The organism is Candidatus Didemnitutus sp., from assembly GCA_019634575.1.
Lineage (GTDB): Bacteria > Verrucomicrobiota > Verrucomicrobiia > Opitutales > Opitutaceae > Didemnitutus.
On the sequence record JAHCAY010000001.1, the window covers coordinates 3,067,398 to 3,085,347 of the forward strand.

14 protein-coding genes and 1 tRNA gene are annotated in these 17,950 nt (G+C 67.1%); 9 read left to right on the forward strand and 6 right to left on the reverse strand.

The annotated features are described in order from the left end of the window. Positions 1 to 9: 9 nt before the first annotated feature. A complete protein-coding gene (locus KF715_12820; protein MBX3737572.1) occupies positions 10 to 1,113 on the forward strand; it encodes a LacI family DNA-binding transcriptional regulator in 1,104 nt (367 codons plus the stop codon). A 13-nt stretch (positions 1,114 to 1,126) separates the two neighbouring features. On the opposite strand, the gene KF715_12825 is transcribed toward KF715_12820, so the two are convergent. Next, positions 1,127 to 1,414 carry a hypothetical protein gene (locus KF715_12825; GenBank protein MBX3737573.1) on the reverse strand — a complete coding sequence of 96 codons (288 nt, stop codon included), beginning with the start codon at positions 1,412 to 1,414 and terminating at the stop codon, positions 1,127 to 1,129. Positions 1,415 to 1,563: 149 nt separating this feature from the next. Here KF715_12825 and KF715_12830 point away from each other — a divergent pair, with 149 nt between their 5' ends. Continuing rightward, entirely contained in the window at positions 1,564 to 3,375 is a 1,812-nt protein-coding gene (locus tag KF715_12830; GenBank protein ID MBX3737574.1) for a hypothetical protein, read from the forward strand. Positions 3,376 to 3,596: 221 nt separating this feature from the next. Here the strand turns inward: KF715_12830 and KF715_12835 are convergent. Continuing rightward, positions 3,597 to 3,672 (reverse strand) — tRNA-Ile (locus KF715_12835). 186 nt (positions 3,673 to 3,858) lie between these two features. Between KF715_12835 and KF715_12840 the strand changes: the two genes are divergently transcribed. From KF715_12840 to KF715_12855, 4 genes are all read left to right on the forward strand, one after another. Further along, positions 3,859 to 6,087: a TonB-dependent siderophore receptor gene (locus tag KF715_12840; GenBank protein ID MBX3737575.1), complete on the forward strand. Its 2,229-nt coding sequence runs from the start codon at positions 3,859 to 3,861 to the stop codon at positions 6,085 to 6,087. A 61-nt stretch (positions 6,088 to 6,148) separates the two neighbouring features. Next, a complete protein-coding gene (locus KF715_12845) occupies positions 6,149 to 7,303 on the forward strand; it encodes a PepSY domain-containing protein (GenBank protein MBX3737576.1) in 1,155 nt (384 codons plus the stop codon). Next, positions 7,293 to 8,669, forward strand: a complete 1,377-nt coding sequence (locus KF715_12850) for a 2-hydroxycarboxylate transporter family protein (GenBank protein ID MBX3737577.1) — start codon at positions 7,293 to 7,295, stop codon at positions 8,667 to 8,669. The genes KF715_12845 and KF715_12850 overlap by 11 nt, the downstream gene beginning before the upstream one ends. A gap of 68 nt (positions 8,670 to 8,737) precedes the next feature. Further along, positions 8,738 to 10,150, forward strand: a complete 1,413-nt coding sequence (locus tag KF715_12855; GenBank protein MBX3737578.1) for a DASS family sodium-coupled anion symporter — start codon at positions 8,738 to 8,740, stop codon at positions 10,148 to 10,150. Between the two features lie 2 nt (positions 10,151 to 10,152). On the opposite strand, the gene KF715_12860 is transcribed toward KF715_12855, so the two are convergent. Continuing rightward, positions 10,153 to 11,550 (reverse strand): HAMP domain-containing protein, encoded by a 1,398-nt coding sequence (locus KF715_12860; protein MBX3737579.1) that lies wholly within the window; start codon positions 11,548 to 11,550, stop codon positions 10,153 to 10,155. Next, complete coding sequence (locus tag KF715_12865; GenBank protein MBX3737580.1) at positions 11,547 to 12,215, reverse strand: response regulator transcription factor; 669 nt, start codon at positions 12,213 to 12,215, stop codon at positions 11,547 to 11,549. Before KF715_12865 ends, KF715_12860 begins: the two co-directional genes overlap by 4 nt. 147 nt (positions 12,216 to 12,362) lie before the next feature. On the opposite strand from KF715_12865, the gene KF715_12870 reads away from it, so the two are divergent. From KF715_12870 to KF715_12880, 3 genes are all read left to right on the forward strand, one after another. Continuing rightward, entirely contained in the window at positions 12,363 to 12,803 is a 441-nt protein-coding gene (locus KF715_12870; GenBank protein MBX3737581.1) for a metallophosphoesterase family protein, read from the forward strand. A gap of 35 nt (positions 12,804 to 12,838) precedes the next feature. Then, positions 12,839 to 13,357 carry a GNAT family N-acetyltransferase gene (locus tag KF715_12875; protein ID MBX3737582.1) on the forward strand — a complete coding sequence of 173 codons (519 nt, stop codon included), beginning with the start codon at positions 12,839 to 12,841 and terminating at the stop codon, positions 13,355 to 13,357. 95 nt (positions 13,358 to 13,452) lie between these two features. After that, positions 13,453 to 14,127 carry a M48 family metallopeptidase gene (locus tag KF715_12880; protein MBX3737583.1) on the forward strand — a complete coding sequence of 225 codons (675 nt, stop codon included), beginning with the start codon at positions 13,453 to 13,455 and terminating at the stop codon, positions 14,125 to 14,127. Positions 14,128 to 14,173: 46 nt separating this feature from the next. Here the strand turns inward: KF715_12880 and KF715_12885 are convergent, their stop codons facing one another. After that, positions 14,174 to 17,230, reverse strand: coding sequence for a PAS domain-containing protein (locus KF715_12885; GenBank protein MBX3737584.1), 3,057 nt, complete (start codon positions 17,228 to 17,230; stop codon positions 14,174 to 14,176). A 66-nt stretch (positions 17,231 to 17,296) separates the two neighbouring features. Then, the gene (locus KF715_12890) at positions 17,297 to 17,818 is read right to left on the reverse strand and encodes an FKBP-type peptidyl-prolyl cis-trans isomerase (GenBank protein ID MBX3737585.1); all 522 of its coding nucleotides are present in this window, start codon (positions 17,816 to 17,818) and stop codon (positions 17,297 to 17,299) included. Positions 17,819 to 17,950: the final 132 nt, after the last annotated feature.

The window sequence follows — 17,950 nt, forward strand, 5'->3', positions numbered from 1 at the left end:
CGTCCCACCATGCCGCGCGCCGTGAAGAAAAAGAAGACCAAGCCCGTCCGGGCCGCCACACTCGCCGATGTCGGCCGCGCCGCCGGCGTGTCCGCCATGGCCGCGTCCGCGGTCCTCAACGGCGCGCGCACGTCGTCGCGCATCTCGTCGGAGACGCGCGAGCGCATCCTCGCCGCCGCGAGCAAGCTCGCCTACCGCCCCAACGCCGCCGCCCGCGCGCTCGCCAATCGGCGCATGGACACGCTCGGCGTCGCCGCGGTCATCACCGACGGCGAGTTGAACCACTACTTCCTCGAAGTGTTCAACGGCATCCTCGAGGCCGCCGCGCGCCATGATCAGAACACGACGGTTTTCTCGCTGCACGATTGGCAGAAGGATCCCGAGCGTCTGCACCGTTTCTGCGACGGCCGCATCGACGGACTCATCCTGTTGGCGCCGACGTTTCATGAAGATCACGTCCCGTTGCCGACGCACACGCCGTTCGTCTCGATCCATGCGAACATTCCCCTGCCTGGCGTGCTCAACGTCGAGAGCGACGAGGAGCGCGGTGCTTACGAAATCACCCGTCGCCTGCTCGTGGAGGGGCACCGTCGCATCCTGCATCTGGCCGGTCCCGAGGATTTGACCGGCCCACAGCGCCGCATCAGCGGCTACAGGCGCGCGCTCGCTTCGCTGCGTCAGGCGAGCGATCCGGCATGGGTGGTGCCGGCCGGTTTCAACACCCACGAAGGCGCCGCCGCGCTCCGCGCCTGGTTGCGGCGGCACGCCGGGGAGCCGCTGCCGGATGCGATCTTCTGCGTGAACGACGGCGTCGCCATCGGCTGCATCGAGGTGCTGGCCGAGTGCGGTTTCCGCGTGCCCGAGGATATTTCCGTCGTGGGATTCGACGATTCGCTCGCCGCCCGCATGTGCGTGCCGCAGCTGACGACCGTCCGCCAGCCGCTCCGCGCCATGGGTGCGCGCGCAGTCGATGTGTTGCTCAACCGCATTACGCGTCCCGACACCATCGCCGGGTCGACCGACAAGCCCATCGTGTTTCCCGTCGAACTCGTCACGCGCGCTTCGGTCGGCGCGCCGCCAGCCGAGCCGAAGCGCATCCCGACGCTGAGCTGACAGGCTCCGTCGGTCAGCGCTTGTTGGCGCGGCGCGGCTTCTCGTTCGCCCACAAGTCGTGGGCGAGGCCGAATTCCGCCAGCGCCAGCACGAAGAAGCCCGGATACATCGACTTCCGGCTCGGCCACCAGACAGTCTTCAGCCGATCCAGCGTAAGAGACATGCTTCCGCCGCGCTCGCGCACAAAGACGAGAAACTCCTCGCACAACGCCTTGTCTTCCCGCAGCGCCTGCAGGACCGGCGCCAGCCGGCGCTCGAGATAGGCGCGTTCCGCTTCGGTGATGGCCCTCACTTTCGGCATGGACGCAGGTTGCGCCGCCGCAGTTGTAAATTCAAGGCGCAATTTAATTAAGCATTATCGAGATACAATAAAGCAGTGTAGTTTTAAACCAGTTAGCATTGTCGCTCCGACATCGATGGTCATGCTGCCGCGTCGAACCCATTCCCACCATGAATACACTCCTCATTGTCCTTGCGGCCGCCGGCATGCTGGCGGTCCTTCTCCTCGCCACCTATCGGCTGTGGCTGCGCCTGTTCGGCGTGGTCATCGTGCCGAACAATGGCGTGGGCATCGTGACCAAAAAATTCGGCCTCAGCGGCGCCAGCTCGCGCCTGCCCGATGGCCGCATCATCGCGCTCAACGGCGAAGCGGGCATCCAGGCCGACACCCTCGCGCCGGGCCTGCATTGCTGGCTCTGGCCGTGGCAATACACCGTGGACATCGTCCCGTTCGTCACCGTGCCCGAGGGCAAGCTCGGTGTCGTCGAGGCGCGGGACGGCGAGCCGCTCTCCGGCGGTCGCGTGCTCGGCCGCAAGGTCGATTGCGACTCGTTCCAGGACGCGCGCGCCTTCCTGCAAACTGGCGGTCAGCGCGGACCGCAGATCGCGATCATTCCGCCCGGCACTTACCGCATCAACACGGCGCTGTTCACCGTGAGCGACGCGTCGGTGCTCGAGATCAAGGAGAACCGCGTCGGCATCATCACCACCAAGGAAGGTCGCAGCCTCCCGCAGGGTGAGATTGCCGGTCGCACCATCGACGGGCACAACTCCTTCCAGGACGGCGAGACCTTCGTCTCTGCGGGCGGCTTCAAGGGCTTGCAGGAACAGGTGCTCCTCGCGGGCCGCTACTTCATCAATCCCGCCTTCGCGACCGTCGAGACCGTCGACATGACCGAGGTGCCGATCGCGCACGCCGGCGTCGTCATCGCCTATGTGGGCGAGGTCGGCCGCGACGTGACCGGCGAGTCGTTCAAACACGGCAATCTCGTCGAGAAGGGCAAAAAAGGCGTCTGGGCCGAACCGCTCGATCCGGGCCGTTACGCGATCAACCCGCGCACGCACCGCGTCGAGAATGTCCCGACCGCCAACGTCGTCCTCAACTGGGCCACCGGCAAAACCGAGTCGCACCGCCTCGACGAGAAACTCTCGACGATCACCGTGCGCTCGTCCGACGGCTTCAAGTTCAACCTCGATGTCTCGCAGATCATCCACATTCCGCGCAACGACGCACCCAAGGTCATCGCGCGCTTCGGCAACATGGTGAACCTCGTCACGCAGGTCCTCGAGCCGACCATCGGCAACTACTTCCGCAATGCGGCCCAGAGTTCCGACGTCATCGAGTTCCTCAAGGCCCGCTCGGAAAAGCAGGGCGACGCGCGCAAGCAGATCAGCGCCGCGCTCGAGCACTACAACGTCGGCGCCGTCGACACGCTCATCGGCGACATCGTGCCGCCCGAGGATCTGATGAAGACCCTCACGGACCGGAAAATCGCCGAGCAGGAGCGCGTCACCTACGAGACGCAACGCCAGGCCGAAGTCGTGCGCAAGGAGCTCGAGCAGGCCAAGGCCGTTGCCGCCACGCAGGCCAAGGTCGTCGACTCCGAGCGCTCGGTCGCGATCGCCGAGTTCGCCGCGCAAGCCGCGATCCGCAAGGCCGAGGGTGAAGCGCGCGCCAAGACCGCGCTCTCCGAAGCCGACGCCACCGTGATCAAGAACGTCGGCGCTGCCGAGGCCGAGAAGACCCAGAAGATCGGCTTGGCCGAGGCCGCCGTGATCAAGCAGAAGGCCGAGGCCACGAGCCGCGAGAGCTTCGTTGCGATCGAAGTCGCGCGCGCCCTCGCCAGCAGCGGGCAGAAGCTCGTGCCCGACATCGTCGCCGGCCAAGGCGGCACAAGCGGTGCGAGCAACATCGTCGAGCTTCTCGCCGCGCAACTCCTGCGCGACAAGCTCGTGAATCCCGCCGCCGCGGCGAAGAACTGATTCGCCGGCGCGTAAGCCGGGCTCTCGACGCCGGACCCGAAAGGGTCCGGCGTTTTCATTTCCACCGTCGAGTCTGAGGTCCGCGCACCATCCGCGGATTTCACGACTCGGGATCCGCACACCAACCGCGACACCTCCCGCACGGCATTCAGCGCCGATTTGCCGATGTGGTGCGCCGCCGGAGAACCAGCACCAAGCCAGTTCTCTGGACGCAGAGACCGTGGTGGGCCCACTGGGATTCGAACCCAGAACCAAGGGATTATGAGTCCCCTGCTCTAACCGTTGAGCTATAGGCCCGGTTCCCCTCACAGTGCGTTCGCGCTCGGGGTGAGCGAGCAATTTTCACCTCTTCCCGCCCGGCTTCGCGACGTGGAGGAACGGGACCTGAAATTATTTTCAGACGGGCTTCAGTTTCCTTTAAAAATCGACGACTACCTTCGCGGCGCACCTCCGGGTATCTCCGCCCGCTCACCCCACGCCCCCATGAACTCTTCGGCCGCTCACCCCCTGCGCTGCGCCCCACTCGTCGCCGGTCTCCTCCTTTGCCCCTCGCTCCTGCTCGCGCAGACGGCAACGTCGTCCGCCGCGACCGGCGGCGATTCTGAAAACGTCGTCCACCTCGACGCCTACAAGGTCACCACGACGCTCGGCCGCTACACCGACGCCACCACGACCGGCGCGATGAAGATGCCCGTCGCGCAAGTCGACTTGCCCTTCAGCGTGCAGGTGCTCAACCGCGCCTTCCTCGACGACGTGCGCTCCTCGCGGCTCGAAGACGCGTTCGGCTACGTCGTCGGCCTGAACAAGCAGGGCACGAACGCCAACGCCTTCACGCTGCGCGGCTTTTCCGCCGCCGGCTCCAATCTGCAAAGCATCCAGGTCGACGGCCTGCCGGGTCCGCCGTCGCGCTTCGCCTCGCCGCCGACCGTCAACGTCGAACGCCTCGAAGTGATCAAGGGCCCGACCTCCGTCCTCTACGGCCAGGCCAACCCCGGCGGCCTGCTCAATATCGTCACGAAGAGCCCGCTCGCCCGCGCCCAGACGTCGCTCTCGGTTTTCGCCAGCACCTACTCCGGCAACACCAGCAGCCTCGGCGACTCCAACAGCCTCACGACCTCTTTCGACTCCACCGGCCCGATCGACCAAGCCGGCAAGTGGCTCTATCGCATCGTTGCCAGCTACGAGGACAAGACCTCGTTCCGCGACTACGCGATGGAGCGCAACAAATACCTCTACCCGTCGCTCACCTATCGCTGGAACAAGGACACGTTCGTCACCCTGAAAACCGAATACGTCCGCGAGGACCGCCACGCGGACGACGGCCTCGCCGTCCCGTTCCTGAACCTCGCGCTGCTCCCGCCGATCAACGTCACCTACCAAGCGCCCGACGCCCGCGACACCGATTACGGTGAGTCCGCGAGCCTCAGTTTCCAGACACGCGTGCTCGACACATGGACGGTGCGCGCGGCGTATCGCACGACCTATCACACCGATTCCCGTCTCGCGCTCGAGACCGCCCAAGGCGCCATCGTCAGCAATACCACCAACTACCGCCTCTCGACCATCCGCCCGCGCTACCGCGTTCAGCTGAACACCAAACGCTACAACTTCGTCGACGCGAACGCCGTCGGCGAGTTCGTCACCGGCAAGGTCAAGCACACGGTCATTCTCGGCGCGAACGGCGGACACGAGTTCCTCGACACCAATCGCAAGGCTTTCGGCCCGCAGGTCACGCCCGTTAACCTCTACGTCTCCGTTCCCGACGCGCCGGGCAACTACGCGCTCACGCCCTCCGGCCTGCAGGATCGCCGCACGCAATTCTGGAACTACGGCCTCTACGCCTCCGACGTGATGAAGCTCGGCGAGCGCTTCGACGCCTCGATCGGCTGGCGCTGGGACAAACAGGATTCCTACCAGCTCGACGTGATTCCCCACAAGGGCCTCAAACCCTCCGAGTCGAAGAGCCTGCCCTCGCTCGGCCTCGTGTTTCATCCCACCACCGAGTGGTCCGTTTACGGCAGCTATTGCGAGGGTTTCAAGCCGCAGTCGCCGGGCAACGTCGACCTCAACGACAACCCCAGCTTCCCGCCCGAGAGCTCCAATCAAGTCGAAGCCGGCGTGAAACTCGAACTCCCCGCGCGGGGCCTCACCGCGTCGGTCGCGCTCTACGACATCAAGAAGAAGAACGTCCTCACCACCACCGGCACCACGTCGCCCTCCGGCAACTCCATCGCGAACCTCTCCGGCCTGCAGGAAAGCCGCGGCGTCGAACTTTCCGCCGCCTGGCTGCCGAAGCCCTATTGGCAAATCCAAGTCGGCTACACCTACATCGACGCCACGGTCAAAACTTCGACCACCGCGGCGCTTGTCGGCGCGCTGCTCGACAACACGCCGCATCACGGCGCGAGCTTCTGGACGCGCTACAACATTCCCGACGGTCGTCTCAAGGGCCTCGGCTTCGGTCTCGGCGGCGTCTATGCCGGCCAGCGCCAGGCCGTCATCACCAACGTCGCGACCTCGCGCCTCGAGCTGCCGAGCTACGCGCGCATCGACGCCGGCCTCTACTACCGCACGAAGCACTTCGACTACGCACTGAACGTCGGCAACGTGCTCGACCGCTCCTACATCGCCGGCGCGCTCCCGGGCGACGCCACGCGCCTCAACCCCGGCGAGCCGCGCAAGATCACCTTCAGCGCCCGCTACATTTTCTGAGCCCGCCGGCCGCTCCCCGCTGCGCCCCGCATCCGCGCCAACCTCTCCGCCACTTCTCCGCATGACTCCCGCCGCGCGCAAATGGTTTTTGAACTTCCACCTGTGGGCGGGTCTCGGACTCGGGGCGCTGCTGCTCGTCGTTTCGCTCACGGGCGCGCTGCTGGTTTTTCGCAGCAACCTTGAACGCCGCCTCGATCCCCAACGCTGGATCGTCGTTCCCGGCACAGCGCGCCTGGCGCCGGAGGAACTCGTCGCGCGCGCCGTCGCCGCGCACCCGACCGGCGAGCTCGAGAGCCTGCGCTATTTCGGCGACGCCACGGCGCCGTTCCTCGTCTATTTTTCCAACAAGGACTACGTGCACCTGAATCCCTACACCGGCGAAGTGCTCGGCGTCCGCGCGCGCTACGGCGAAGGTTTCGGGTGGATCGAGGGCCTGCACAAATATTTCCAGATCGCGCCATCCTCCATCGGAGAAACGATCAGCGGCTACAATGCACTCGCCTTCGTGCTCATCGTCGCCACCGGCGTCGTGCTCTGGTGGCCGGCCACGCGACGCGCGCTCGTCGCCGGACTCACGTTGAACTGGAAGCTCACCGGCCGCCCGTGGAATCTCAGCCTGCACAAGACGGTCGGCATCTACGCCGCGCTCGTGCTGGCCGTCCTCGCGCTCACCGGATCGCCGATCTCCCTCGATTGGCTGAAGAACGCGCTCTATCCGCTCACCGGGTCCACGAAAGCCGCGCCGCCGCTGGCGCGCACGCCCGGCGCGAAGTCGTTCGTCGGCTTCAACCGCATCGCTGCCGCCATGGCGGAACATTTTCCCACCGCGCGTGAGACCTATCTTCCGCTGCCGAAAAAGGGGGGCGTCGTCTCCGCCTACAGCATTGAAGCCGGCGCTGCGCATCCCAACGCCCGCTCCTACGCCTACTGGGACGGCGCGAGCGGGGCGCTGTTGCGCGCACAGCCTTATGCGACCGCGCCGACCGGGCTGCGCGTCTACTATTTCATGATGTCGCTCCACACGGGCGTGTGGGGTGGGCCGGCAATGCAACTCGTGCTGCTGCTCGGCGCGCTGTCCGTGTCGCTGCTCACCTATACCGGCGTCGCGAGCTGGTTGCGCCGGCGGGCGAATCGGACCGCGGCGGGTGTCGTTCGCGCCAATCCCGCCGTCGCTGTGTCGCGCGCGGCTCTTCCGGAGGCTCCGCGTGTCCACTGAACCCGCCACACTGCCGCCCGCCGCCGACGGTGTCGCGCCGGCGAAGCCTGCGAATCCACCGGCGCGCGAGTCGTTCTGGCCGCATGGTTGGTGGCGTTGGATGGAGCGGCGGGTCGGCGTCGTTCCGCTGCCGGTGCTCGTGGCGCTGATCGGCATCGTCGGGTATTTCGTATGGCTCGGCAAAGTGCCGGCCGAGATGTGCATGATGATCGCCGTGATCGGCGTCGGTGGATTTCTCTGCGCCGAGGTCGGCAAGCACCTGCCGCTGCTCAAGCACATCGGCGGCGCGGCGATCTGCGCGACCTTCGTGCCGTCGGCGCTGGCGTTCTACGGCATCCTGCCCGACACGATCATGCAGCCGGTGGCGGACTTCACCAAGTCCTCGCAATTCCTCTACGTGTTCATCACCGCGGTGATCGTCGGGAGCATTCTCGGCATGGATCGGCGCGTGTTGATCCGGGGCTTTGTGAAGATCTTCGTGCCGCTCGCGGCCGGGTCGCTCGCGGCGCTGATCGTCGGCACGGCGGTCGGCACGGCGCTCGGGCTCGGCGCGCGGCACACGCTGCTGTTTGTGGTCGTGCCGATCATGGCGGGCGGAGTGGGCGAGGGCGCGATCCCGCTCTCGACGGGTTACGCGGAGTTGCTGCATGTCGACCAAGGCGAGTTGTTCGCCCAGATCCTGCCGCCCGTGATGTTCGGCAGCCTGACCGCCGTGGTGTTCTCGGGGCTGTTGAATTTCCTTGGGAAGAAATTCCCGCACCTCACCGGCGAGGGTCGCTTGCAACCCGGCGAACAGGACGACCTGAAGGCCGGCGAACACGAGGTGCCGGACCACATGGACATCGACCACATCGCCGCTGCCGGCATGTTCGCGGTCACGCTCTATCTCGCGGGCTTGATGGGCAAGGAGCTCTTCGGTTTTCCGGCGCCAGTCACGATGCTGTTCCTCGCGGTGGCGGCGAAGCTCGCCTTCGTCGTGCCGCCGCGCACGCAGGCCGGCGCCTACGTCGTGTATCGCTTCTTCCGCATCGCCGTCACCTATCCGCTGCTCTTCGCCATCGGCGGCGTGATGACGCCGTGGGACAAGCTCATCGCCGCGTTCCATTGGGCGAACCTCGTCACGATCGTCGCCACCGTCGCGACGCTGATGACGACCGGGTGGATCGTCGGGCGCTGGGTGAAGCTCTACCCGCTCGAAGCCGCGATCGTGAACGCCTGCCACAGCGGGCAGGGCGGCACGGGCGATGTCGCGATCCTCACGGCGGCGAACCGCATGCAGCTGATGCCGTTCGCGCAGATCGCGACCCGCATCGGCGGCGCGCTCACCGTGACGCTCACGCTGCTCGCGCTCCGCGCGTTGAGCTGAGCGCAACTCCCTTGCCTCCGCGCGAGGCGTCTCGCAGCGTCGGATCCGCGGTGACCACCCCTCAGCCGATGAAACTTTCCGCCGCGACGACGCTGCGTCGCTGGGCGCTCGTGCTGGCGCCGGGATTCGCGCTGTATTTCGCGCCGCTCGGGCCGTTCACCGATCCGCAACGGCATCTGCTGGCGATTTTCGCGGCGACGATCCTGGCGCTCGTCGTGCGCCCCGTGGAGATGGGCGTCAGCGTCTTTCTCGCCACGGTGCTCCTGATTCTCACCGGCACGCTCGAAGCGGAGACGGCGCTGGCGGCCTTCGGCAACACGACGGTGTGGCTCATCTTCGCGGCGTTCCTCTTTGCGCGGGCGATTCACACCACGCGGCTCGGGGCGCGTATCGCGTATTTTTTCATCAGCTGGTTCGGCCGCACCTCGCTCACGCTCGGTTACTCGGTGGCGATCTCCGACCTCGTGCTGGCGCCGGTCGTGCCCTCGGACACGGCGCGCGGCGGCGGCATCATCGCGCCGATTGTGCGCAGCTTGGCCGAGGCACTCGATTCGCGACCGGGCCCGACGGCGAATCGCATCGGCGCCTACCTGACGCTCGTCGGCTTTCATTGCACCTACACGGCCTCGGCGATGTTCCTCACTGGCATGGCGGCGAACCCGCTGATCGCGCGCCTCGCGAAGACGACTGCGGGGGTCGACATGACGTGGGGACGCTGGGCGCTCGCGGCGTCGTTGCCGGGGCTGTGTTCGTTCGCGTTGATCCCGTGGTTACTGCACGAACTCAGTCCGCCCGATCTGCGCGAGACGGAGCATGCGCGCACGCATGCGCGGGCAAAATTGCACGATCTCGGCCCGATGAGTCGGGGCGAACGCGTGCTCGTCGGCATCATGCTGCTCGTGCTCGGTGCGTGGGTCACGGCACCATGGCACGGTCTCGGCAACACCACCGTGGCGCTCGCCGGCGTGAGCCTGGTTTTGCTTTGCCGTGTGGTGACGTGGGACGAGTTGCTGGGTGACAAGACCGCGTGGGATGCCCTCATCTGGTTCGCGCCGCTGCTGATGATGGCGGAGCAGCTCCAGCAACAAGGCGTGATCCGCCTGCTCTCCGCCGAGGTGTTCGCGCACCTGCACGGCTGGCCGTGGGCGATGGCGCTCGGCGCGCTGGTTGTGACCTACCTCTATGCGCACTACACTTTCGCGAGCATGACGGCGCACGTGTCGGCGTTGTATCCGGGATTTCTCGGCGCGGCGCTCGCGGCGGGCGTGCCGCCGGCGCTGGCGGTGTGGCCGTTGGCGTTTTTCTCCAATTTGAACGCCGGTATCACGCACTATGGCACGGGCTCCGCGCCGGTGTATTTCGGCGCGGGCTACGTGCGCCAGGGCCATTGGTGGCTGCTCGGCTTCATCGTTTCGCTCGCGAACCTCGGCATCTGGCTCGGCGTCGGGCTGCCGTGGTGGCGGACGATCGGGCTGTGGTGAAATCAGGCTCCCGCCCGCGCGCCGTCGCCCACGCGGCGCTCGAGCACGGGCAGCTCGAAGACGATGCGCAAGCCGCGGCCGCTTGCGCCGGCCTCGGCGCGGATCGTGCCGCCGTGCAGGCCGACGATGCTGCGGGAAATGGCCTGGCCGAGTCCGCTGCCTTTCGCGGCGGCGGGTTTCTCGTCGGTCTCGAGCCGCACAAACCGGTCGAAAATCCGTTCGCGTTGTTCCGGCGCCACGCCCGGCCCCTCGTCCTCGAGCGCGACGCGCCACGATTCGACGGTGAAGTCCGAGACCAGCTGGATCGAGCCGCCCGTAGGCGAGACGTTGAGTGCGTTCTGCACCAGGTTGAACAACACTTGGCGCAGCCAGCTGGGGTCGAACTCCACGAGTCCGTCGCCTTCGAGTTGGAGGGCGAAATCCACACCGCGGTGCTCCGCGAGGACGCGGGCATCCTGCGCGAACGATTGCAGGAACGCCCGCGGATCCTCGCGCCGGAAATCGAGGCGCACGGCGCGCGCCTCGGCGCGGGAAAGGAAGAGAAGTTCCTCGATGATCTTGTTCAGCCGCGCGATCTCCTCGAGTTGCACCTGCACGGCCTCCTCCTGTGCGGGAGTGAGTCCGCCTTCGACGAGGAGTTTCTCCGCCTGGAGGCGCACGAGCGAGAGCGGTGTCTTCAGTTCGTGCGACGCCTCGGCGGTGAAGCGGCGGATCTGATTGAACGAGATTTCGAGGCGGTCGAACATCTCGTTGAGCAGGCGGGCGAGGTTCGAGATTTCATCCTGCACCTCGCCCACGGGGATCCGCTCGCTGAGATTGTCGGAGCGGATGCGGTGAGCGGTCTCCTGGATGGCGCGCACCGGACTGAGGGCCGCGCGGCTGAGCACGAGACCGGTGATGAGACTGAGCACGAGCATCAGGCACACGAGGATGAGGCTGATCTCGGCGTAGCCGTTCATGACTTGGCGCACCTGATCCGCCGAGGTCGCGACGAGGATGTCCATCGGCCCGAGGAAGAACTCGCCGATGCGCACGGCGCCCAAGCCTTCGAGATTTCCGGCGAACTCGTGTTCGCCCGGCACGTCCTGCAACCGCCGCGGCCCGAGATTGGGCGAGGCGAAGAGCAGGCTTTTGTCCTTCGCGTGGATCTCGACGTAGAACAGCACCGACGCCAGCTCCGCGACCCCACGCATGCGCTCCTCGACTTCCGCACGGCTGAGTTTGGCGTAGTCGGGCCCGAGGCTGGATTTGATCTGCTCGAACTCGGCACGGTTGAGCGTGTCGAGGCCGCGCACGAGATGCTGTTGCAGCAGGTAGTAGCCGGCGACGAAGAGCAGCACCAGCGTGGCGGTCGAGACGCTGGCATACCACAGGGCCAGCCGCGCGCCGATGGATCTCATGGCAACAACTGGTAACCGACGCCGCGCACGGTCTTGAACAGCGGCCGCGCGGGCTCCGTGTCGAACTTCGCGCGCAGCTTGCTCATGTAGACGTCGAGCAGGTTGCCATCCATGTCGTAGTGCGCCTCCCAGATTTTTTCCGCGATGAGCGTGCGCGGCAGGAGGCGCCCGGCGTTTTGCAGGAACACCTCGAGCAGCGCGAACTCGCGACTGGTCAGCTCGACCGGCCGGCCGTCGAGGGTCACGGTGCGCGCGAGCAAATCCATCCGCACGCCGCGATGCTCGAGGACGGTTTCCTTCACCGCACTGTGCCGGCGCAGCAGCGAGCGCACTCGCGCGAGCAGTTCCTCGAGCGAAAACGGTTTCGCGAGGTAGTCGTCGGCGCCGACGTCGAGTCCCTTGATGCGGTCCTCCACGGCGTCGCGCGCGCTGAGAATGAGGACGGGCTCATTGAAGCCGCTGTGCCGCCATTCGCGCAGCAACTCGAGGCCGTCGCCGTCCGGCAGGCCGAGATCGAGGATGATGACATCGTAGCCGGTCTCGCACAGCGCGTCGCGCGCGGCCGCGCAACTCGCCACCCACGTCGCGGTATAGCTCCGCTCCACGAGACTCTTCCGGATGAATTGGCCGAGCCGCCGCTCGTCTTCGACGATCAGGATTTTCACGGAGTGGGGTGACGGAAAAATGAAAACCCGCGGGGCGCGCGGTCGCGAGGGCAAACTCGATTAAGAATATTTCAGGTTCCGACCGCGCGGCCGCGGTCCGGCGACTCCGGCATTGCCCGGCGGCGGCGGGCGAACTTGAGTCGCGCGATGCGCATCGCGGTCATCTCCGACACGCACGACCGATACCCCGCCGATCTCCCCGCCCGACTCGCGGCGGCGGACGAGATCTGGCACCTCGGCGATGTGTGCGAGCCGGAGGTGCTGGTGGAGTTCGAACAGCTCGGGAAGCCGCTGCACGTCGTGCTCGGCAACAACGAGGCGCACAATTTCTGGCCGCTGGAGCTGACGCTCGAACGCGCCGGCTGGCGTTTCTTTCTTACCCACATCCCGCCGCGCCGTGTGCCGCGTGGCACGCATTTCGTCCTGCACGGGCACACGCACGTGCCGCGCGACGAGACCGACGCCGCCGGCGTGCGCTGGCTGAATCCCGGCTGCATCTCCCGCCCGAATCGCGGCGCGCCGGCGAGTTTCGCGTGGCTCACCGTCGAGGCGGGCGCGCCGCCACAGTGGAAACTGATGCGCGTGTGACGAAGGCGCTGGCGCGTTTCCTGCGAAGCGAGAGCATGCAAATCGTCCGTTTCTCCGACACGCAGCTGCTCGCGCGTCTGCGTGAATTCGAAAATCTTCTCACCGACGCCGTCACCCACGGCGCGTCGATCGGCTTCATGCTGCCGCTGGGCGACGGCGAAGCGAAGGCCTACTGGCAAAGCGTCGCCAGCCAGCTGGCTGTCGGCAACAAGGTGCTCCTCGGTGCGCTCGGCGCCGACGGCACGTTGCTCGGCAGCGGGCAGATCGCCTTCGAATCGCGCCCGAACGGCCGGCATCGCGCGGAGATTCAGAAGCTTCTCGTGCTCCACGCGGCGCGCGGCCGCGGGATCGGCACGGCGCTGATGCGCGAGTTGGAAGCCGAGGGCGGGCGCGCGGGACGCACCTTGCTCTTCCTCGACACCAGCGTGGGCGCGAGCGGCGCGGTGCGTCTCTACGAGAAGCTCGGCTACACCCACTGCGGCGGCATTCCCGACTACGCGCGCGACCCCGACGGCACTTTCGCGACGAACGCAATCTTCTTTAAGCGAATTTAGGAGCCGCGAGTTTTCGTTGGAAAACGCCGGCGTCCGAATTTAGCTGACCGGTTGTGAACAGCGGGGAGCAGGAATTTTTTCAGCTGGGCACGGTCATGGCGCCGTCGCCCGAGATTGTCTATGTGCGCAGCGCGCAGGCGCGGCGCTATCGGCTGACGTTGCGGCGCGACGGCGTGGCGGTGGCGACGATTCCGCTCCGGGGCAACGAGCGTGAGGCGCAGCGGTTCGTCGAGCAGCATCGCGACTGGCTCGAGCGGGCGCGAGCGCGGCAGGCGAAACGGCCGCGCGCCGCGGAAATCTGGACCGTGGGCACGCATGTGCTCTGGCGCGGCGAGATGCACCAGGTGCGCGTGGCGGTGGAGGGCGAAAAGCCGCAGGTGAGCGTGGCGGCGGACGTGTTCCGTGTCGCGTCCCTGGACGGCGACCTGCGGCCGACGCTCGAGGCGCATTTCGCCCGGCGTGCGAAGATCGAGTTGCCGGCGCGCACGTGGGAGCTGGCGGCGGAGACGGGCGTGGATTTGAAGAGCGTGAGCGTGCGCAACCAGCGGGCGCGCTGGGGCTCGTGCTCGGCGGCCGGCGGGGTGTCGCTCAACTGGCGGCTCGTGCAGACGCCGGACACCGTGCGCGACTACATCATCTACCACGAGCTGATGCACCTGAAGGAAATGAACCACAGCGAGCGCTTCTGGGCGCGCGTGGAGGAGGTTTGCCCGTGGTGGAAGGATGCCGAGCGCTGGTTGAAGCGGAACGGCTCGCTGCTCGGGTTGTGAGCGTGGCGCGGGTGCCGGGCCGTGTGGTCGCGCCCGGCGCGCGCGGTCAGCGCCGGAGATCGGTGGTGAAGACGCGTTGCAACTCGGCGGCGAGCGTCTCGACCGGGAAGGGTTTTTGCACGAAGCCGGCGAGTCCCTTGCCGATGAAGCGATTGATCGCGTCCACGCGGTTGTAGCCGCTCATCAGGATGACCTTCACGTCGGGCTGGAGTTGGCGGAGGCGCAGGAAGGTCTCCTCGCCGTCGATGCGGGGCATCGTCAGGTCGAGGAGCACGGCGGCGTAGCGGCCGGGACCGGCTTCGAATTTCTCGAGGCCCTCGATGCCGTCCTGCGCCGCCTCGGCTTCGAATCCCAGCGCGCGCAGGATCGAAAGGCTCACTTCGCGCACCGCTTCCTCGTCGTCGATCACGAGCACGCGGCCGCTTCCTTTCCAGGTCGAGTGTGCGGGCGCCGGGGGCGTGATCGGTTGGGCGCATCCCAGGGCGGCGGGGAAGAGGAGGCGGAAGGTCGTGCCGGAGCCCGGCGCGCTGTCGACTTTGATGGCGCCCTTGTGTCCGCGGATGATGCCGAGCACGGCGGCGAGGCCGAGGCCGCGGCCGGTGAATTTCGTGGTGAAGAACGGATCGAAGATGCGGGCGATGGTCTCGCGCGTCATGCCGGTGCCGGTGTCGGTGATCGCGAGGAACACGGCGGGTCCGGGGCGGAGGTCGCCGGTGAATTGCGCGGTGGCGAGGTAGGCCGCGTCCACGGCGAGGGTGCCGGTGGTGACGGTGATCTGGCCGGCGGCGCCTTCGAGGGCTTCGGAGGCGTTGATGACGAGATTCATGACGACCTGCCGCAGCTGCGTGGCGTCGGCGGAGACGGGGGGCAGGGCGGGGGCGGGGTCGAAGCGGAGCGCAGCTTTCTTGGAGATCGAAACGGTGAGCAGCGCGAGGCATTCCTCGACGAGTTCGTTGAGGTTGAGCGTCTGCACGACGAAGCGCCCCTTGCCGGAGTAGGCGAGCATCTGCTTGCAGAGATCGGCGGCGCGCTGGGCGGCGTGCTCGATCTGGGCGATTTGCTTGTGCGCGGCGGAGTCGGACGGCAGGTCGATGCGGGCGAGACCGGCGTTGCCGAGGACGCCGGTGAGCAGGTTGTTGAAATCGTGGGCGATGCCGCCGGCGAGCACGCCGAGGCTCTCGAGCTTCTGCGTTTCGAGGAGTTTCTTGTCGAGTTGCTGGCGCTCCAATTCGACCTGACGGCGCTCAGTGATGTCGGTCATGCGGCCGACCATGCGGTGGATGGCGCCGTCGGCCTTGCGGAGCACGGCGCCGCGCTCCTCGACCAGGTGATAGGTGCCGTCGCGGTGGCGCATCCGGTATTCCGCCTGGCAGGGGTCGCCGGTGCGCAGGCAATGCTCCAGGCGTGCGACGGCTCGGTCGCGATCCTCGGGATGCAGGCAGGCGCGCCAGCCGTCGATGCCGAGGCGGGAAAATTCCTCCGCGCTGCAACCGAGGATTTGCTCGGCGGCGGCGGTGCCGAACCAGCGCACGCGTTGCGCCTCGACGTCGAGGTCGTAGATCAACTGGCCGGTCTGCTCCATGACGAGCCGGTAGCGTTGCTCGCTCTCGCGCAACGCGTCCTCGGTCTGGCGGCGCGTGGTGATGTCGCTCATGCGGCCGAGCATGCGGAGCGGTTTGCCCGTGGCGTCGGGCAGGACGAACCCGAAGTCCTCCACGGTGCGGAACGAGCCGTCGGAGCGGCGGAAGCGATACTCGGCGAGGAACGGTTCGCGCGTGCTCAGGCAGCGATGGAACGCGGCGAGCACGCGCGGGCGATCGTCGGCGTGGATGCGTTCCTCCCAGCCGGCGCCGTCGACGCGGGAGAATTCCTCGGCGGTGTGCCCGGCGATGTCGGCGATGGCGCTTTCGCCGAACCACTCGATGCGGCCGCTCGGGATGTCGAGGTCGTAGACGAGCAGGCCGGATTGATCCACGACGGTGCGGTAGCGCAGCTCGCTCTCGACCAGCCCGGCTTGCGCCCGCTGGCGCGCGGCGGCCATCTCGTTGAAGGCGCGCGCGGTGTCCGCGATCTCCTCGGGTCCGGCAACCGGGGCGAGGCGCTGGTCGTCGCCGATCGCGTGGGCGCGCGCCACCTCGGCGAGCGCCGCGACCGGCCGGATCAGGGTGTGGGCGTAGAAGTGGATCAGCACGGCGACGGCCGCCAGCACGGCGGCGACCGCGGCGAGCGCGAGGCGGAGATTGCGCCAGGCGTCGGCGTAGATCTCGTCCGTGGGCACGGACGCGACGACGATCCAGTCGGCGATGCGGGTCCGCGCGGCGTCGAAGGTGCGGCGCGGGCCGTCGTCGCCGTCGATTTCTCCGACGTTGGCGCCGGCGGCGAGCGCACGGCGGACGTCCTCGCCCATCGGGCGGGTCTGGCCGATCCGCGTGTGCGCGACGTAGGAGGAGAGCACCACGGTGTTGCGCGCGTCGATGACGTTGACCACGAGCGCCGAATTGTCCGGGGCGAAGAACAGTTGTTGGGAGAGCCGCGCGAGATCGATGGGCGTGGCGAGGACGAGGTCGGGTTGGGCGCGGAGCGGGCGCGCGGCGACGCAGCCCCAGCGGCCGGTGGTCACGCCGCGGGCGGCACCGCTCACGATGAAGTCGTGCGTGTGCAGCACTTCCTCGATGTTGGCCATGCCGCGGTAGTTTTGCGGCGGATCGGCGAGGGGGAACGCCGTGGAAAAGCGCAGCGTGCCGCCGCGATCCATCACCGCGACGTTGATGAACTCGGGGTGCAGGCGGAGGAATTGCGCCGTTTGTTCGTGGGCGTGCGCGGAGGCGAGGTCGCGGAAGCCGACGACGTCCTCGAGTTCCGCCAGCATGAACTGCACGTGCTCGAGATAGTTGTTCAGCGTCTGCTCGGCGGTGATGCGCTGGGCGTGCAGGCGCTGGAGCGCGGCGGCGCGGTCGTCGACGAATTTCTTCCGGATGCCGACGCCGATCAATACGATCAGCGGGACGGCCAGCGCCAGCGAGAGCAGAAACAACCGCAACTTCAGCGTGTCGTGCACGCCGAACGCACGCAGGGGATGGGGCGGTGACTTTGCGGCAGCCACGACCTCCAGTAGGCGCGGCGCGGTCCGGCGCGGCGAGCTAATTTCCCGACTCGACGGGAGAGCGGCCTATTGGATGTCCACCAACTCGACCTCGAAAACCAGCGTGGCGCGCGCGGGGATCGGGCCCTTGCCCTGCACGCCGTAGCCCAGCCACCACGGCACGATCAGCGTGCGGCGCTCGCCCTTTTTCATGTGCGCGAACGCCTCGTCCCAGCCTTTGATGACCTCGCCCGTGCCGACGCGGAAGGCATACGGCGTGCCGCGATCGTAGCTGCTGTCGAACTTCACGCCGCCGATGAGACGGCCATCGTAATGCGCCGAGACCATCGCTCCGAACGACGGCGGCGAGCCGGCGCCCTCGCGGCGCACCACATAGCGCAAGCCCGAGGGCGTGACGATCGCGTCCGGGTATTTCTGCTTGATGACGGCGATGTCCTCCGGTGCGAGCTCCTGCGCCTCCTGCATTTCGCGCACGTATTTGTTGGCGGGCTTGCCGGGATTGGCGCGGCGGAAGATGCCCGTGCGCGCCTGAATCGCGATGAACGCCAGCACGCCGCCGAGGATGAGAATAAAACCGAATTTGCGCATGGAGAGGAGGGACCGGTCCGCGACGCTGCCGGTTTTCGCAACGTGAAGAAAGCGCGTTTTGCCGATTATTCGGGCGGATAATCGCGAGAGTTCGCCGCCTCATGGTTGCGGCGGCTTCGAGTTTTGCCCTTG

Bases quoted from the DNA above. Each gene is read 5' to 3' on its own strand.
- KF715_12820 (MBX3737572.1), top strand. From the start codon at position 10: ATGCCGCGCGCCGTGAAGAAAAAGAAGACCAAGCCCGTCCGGGCCGCC.
- KF715_12825 (MBX3737573.1), bottom strand. From the start codon at position 1,414: ATGCCGAAAGTGAGGGCCATCACCGAAGCGGAACGCGCCTATCTCGAG.
- KF715_12830 (MBX3737574.1), top strand. From the start codon at position 1,564: ATGAATACACTCCTCATTGTCCTTGCGGCCGCCGGCATGCTGGCGGTC.
- KF715_12840 (MBX3737575.1), top strand. From the start codon at position 3,859: ATGAACTCTTCGGCCGCTCACCCCCTGCGCTGCGCCCCACTCGTCGCC.
- KF715_12845 (MBX3737576.1), top strand. From the start codon at position 6,149: ATGACTCCCGCCGCGCGCAAATGGTTTTTGAACTTCCACCTGTGGGCG.
- KF715_12855 (MBX3737578.1), top strand. From the start codon at position 8,738: ATGAAACTTTCCGCCGCGACGACGCTGCGTCGCTGGGCGCTCGTGCTG.
- KF715_12860 (MBX3737579.1), bottom strand. From the start codon at position 11,550: ATGAGATCCATCGGCGCGCGGCTGGCCCTGTGGTATGCCAGCGTCTCG.
- KF715_12870 (MBX3737581.1), top strand. From the start codon at position 12,363: ATGCGCATCGCGGTCATCTCCGACACGCACGACCGATACCCCGCCGAT.
- KF715_12875 (MBX3737582.1), top strand. From the start codon at position 12,839: ATGCAAATCGTCCGTTTCTCCGACACGCAGCTGCTCGCGCGTCTGCGT.
- KF715_12880 (MBX3737583.1), top strand. From the start codon at position 13,453: ATGGCGCCGTCGCCCGAGATTGTCTATGTGCGCAGCGCGCAGGCGCGG.
- KF715_12890 (MBX3737585.1), bottom strand. From the start codon at position 17,818: ATGCGCAAATTCGGTTTTATTCTCATCCTCGGCGGCGTGCTGGCGTTC.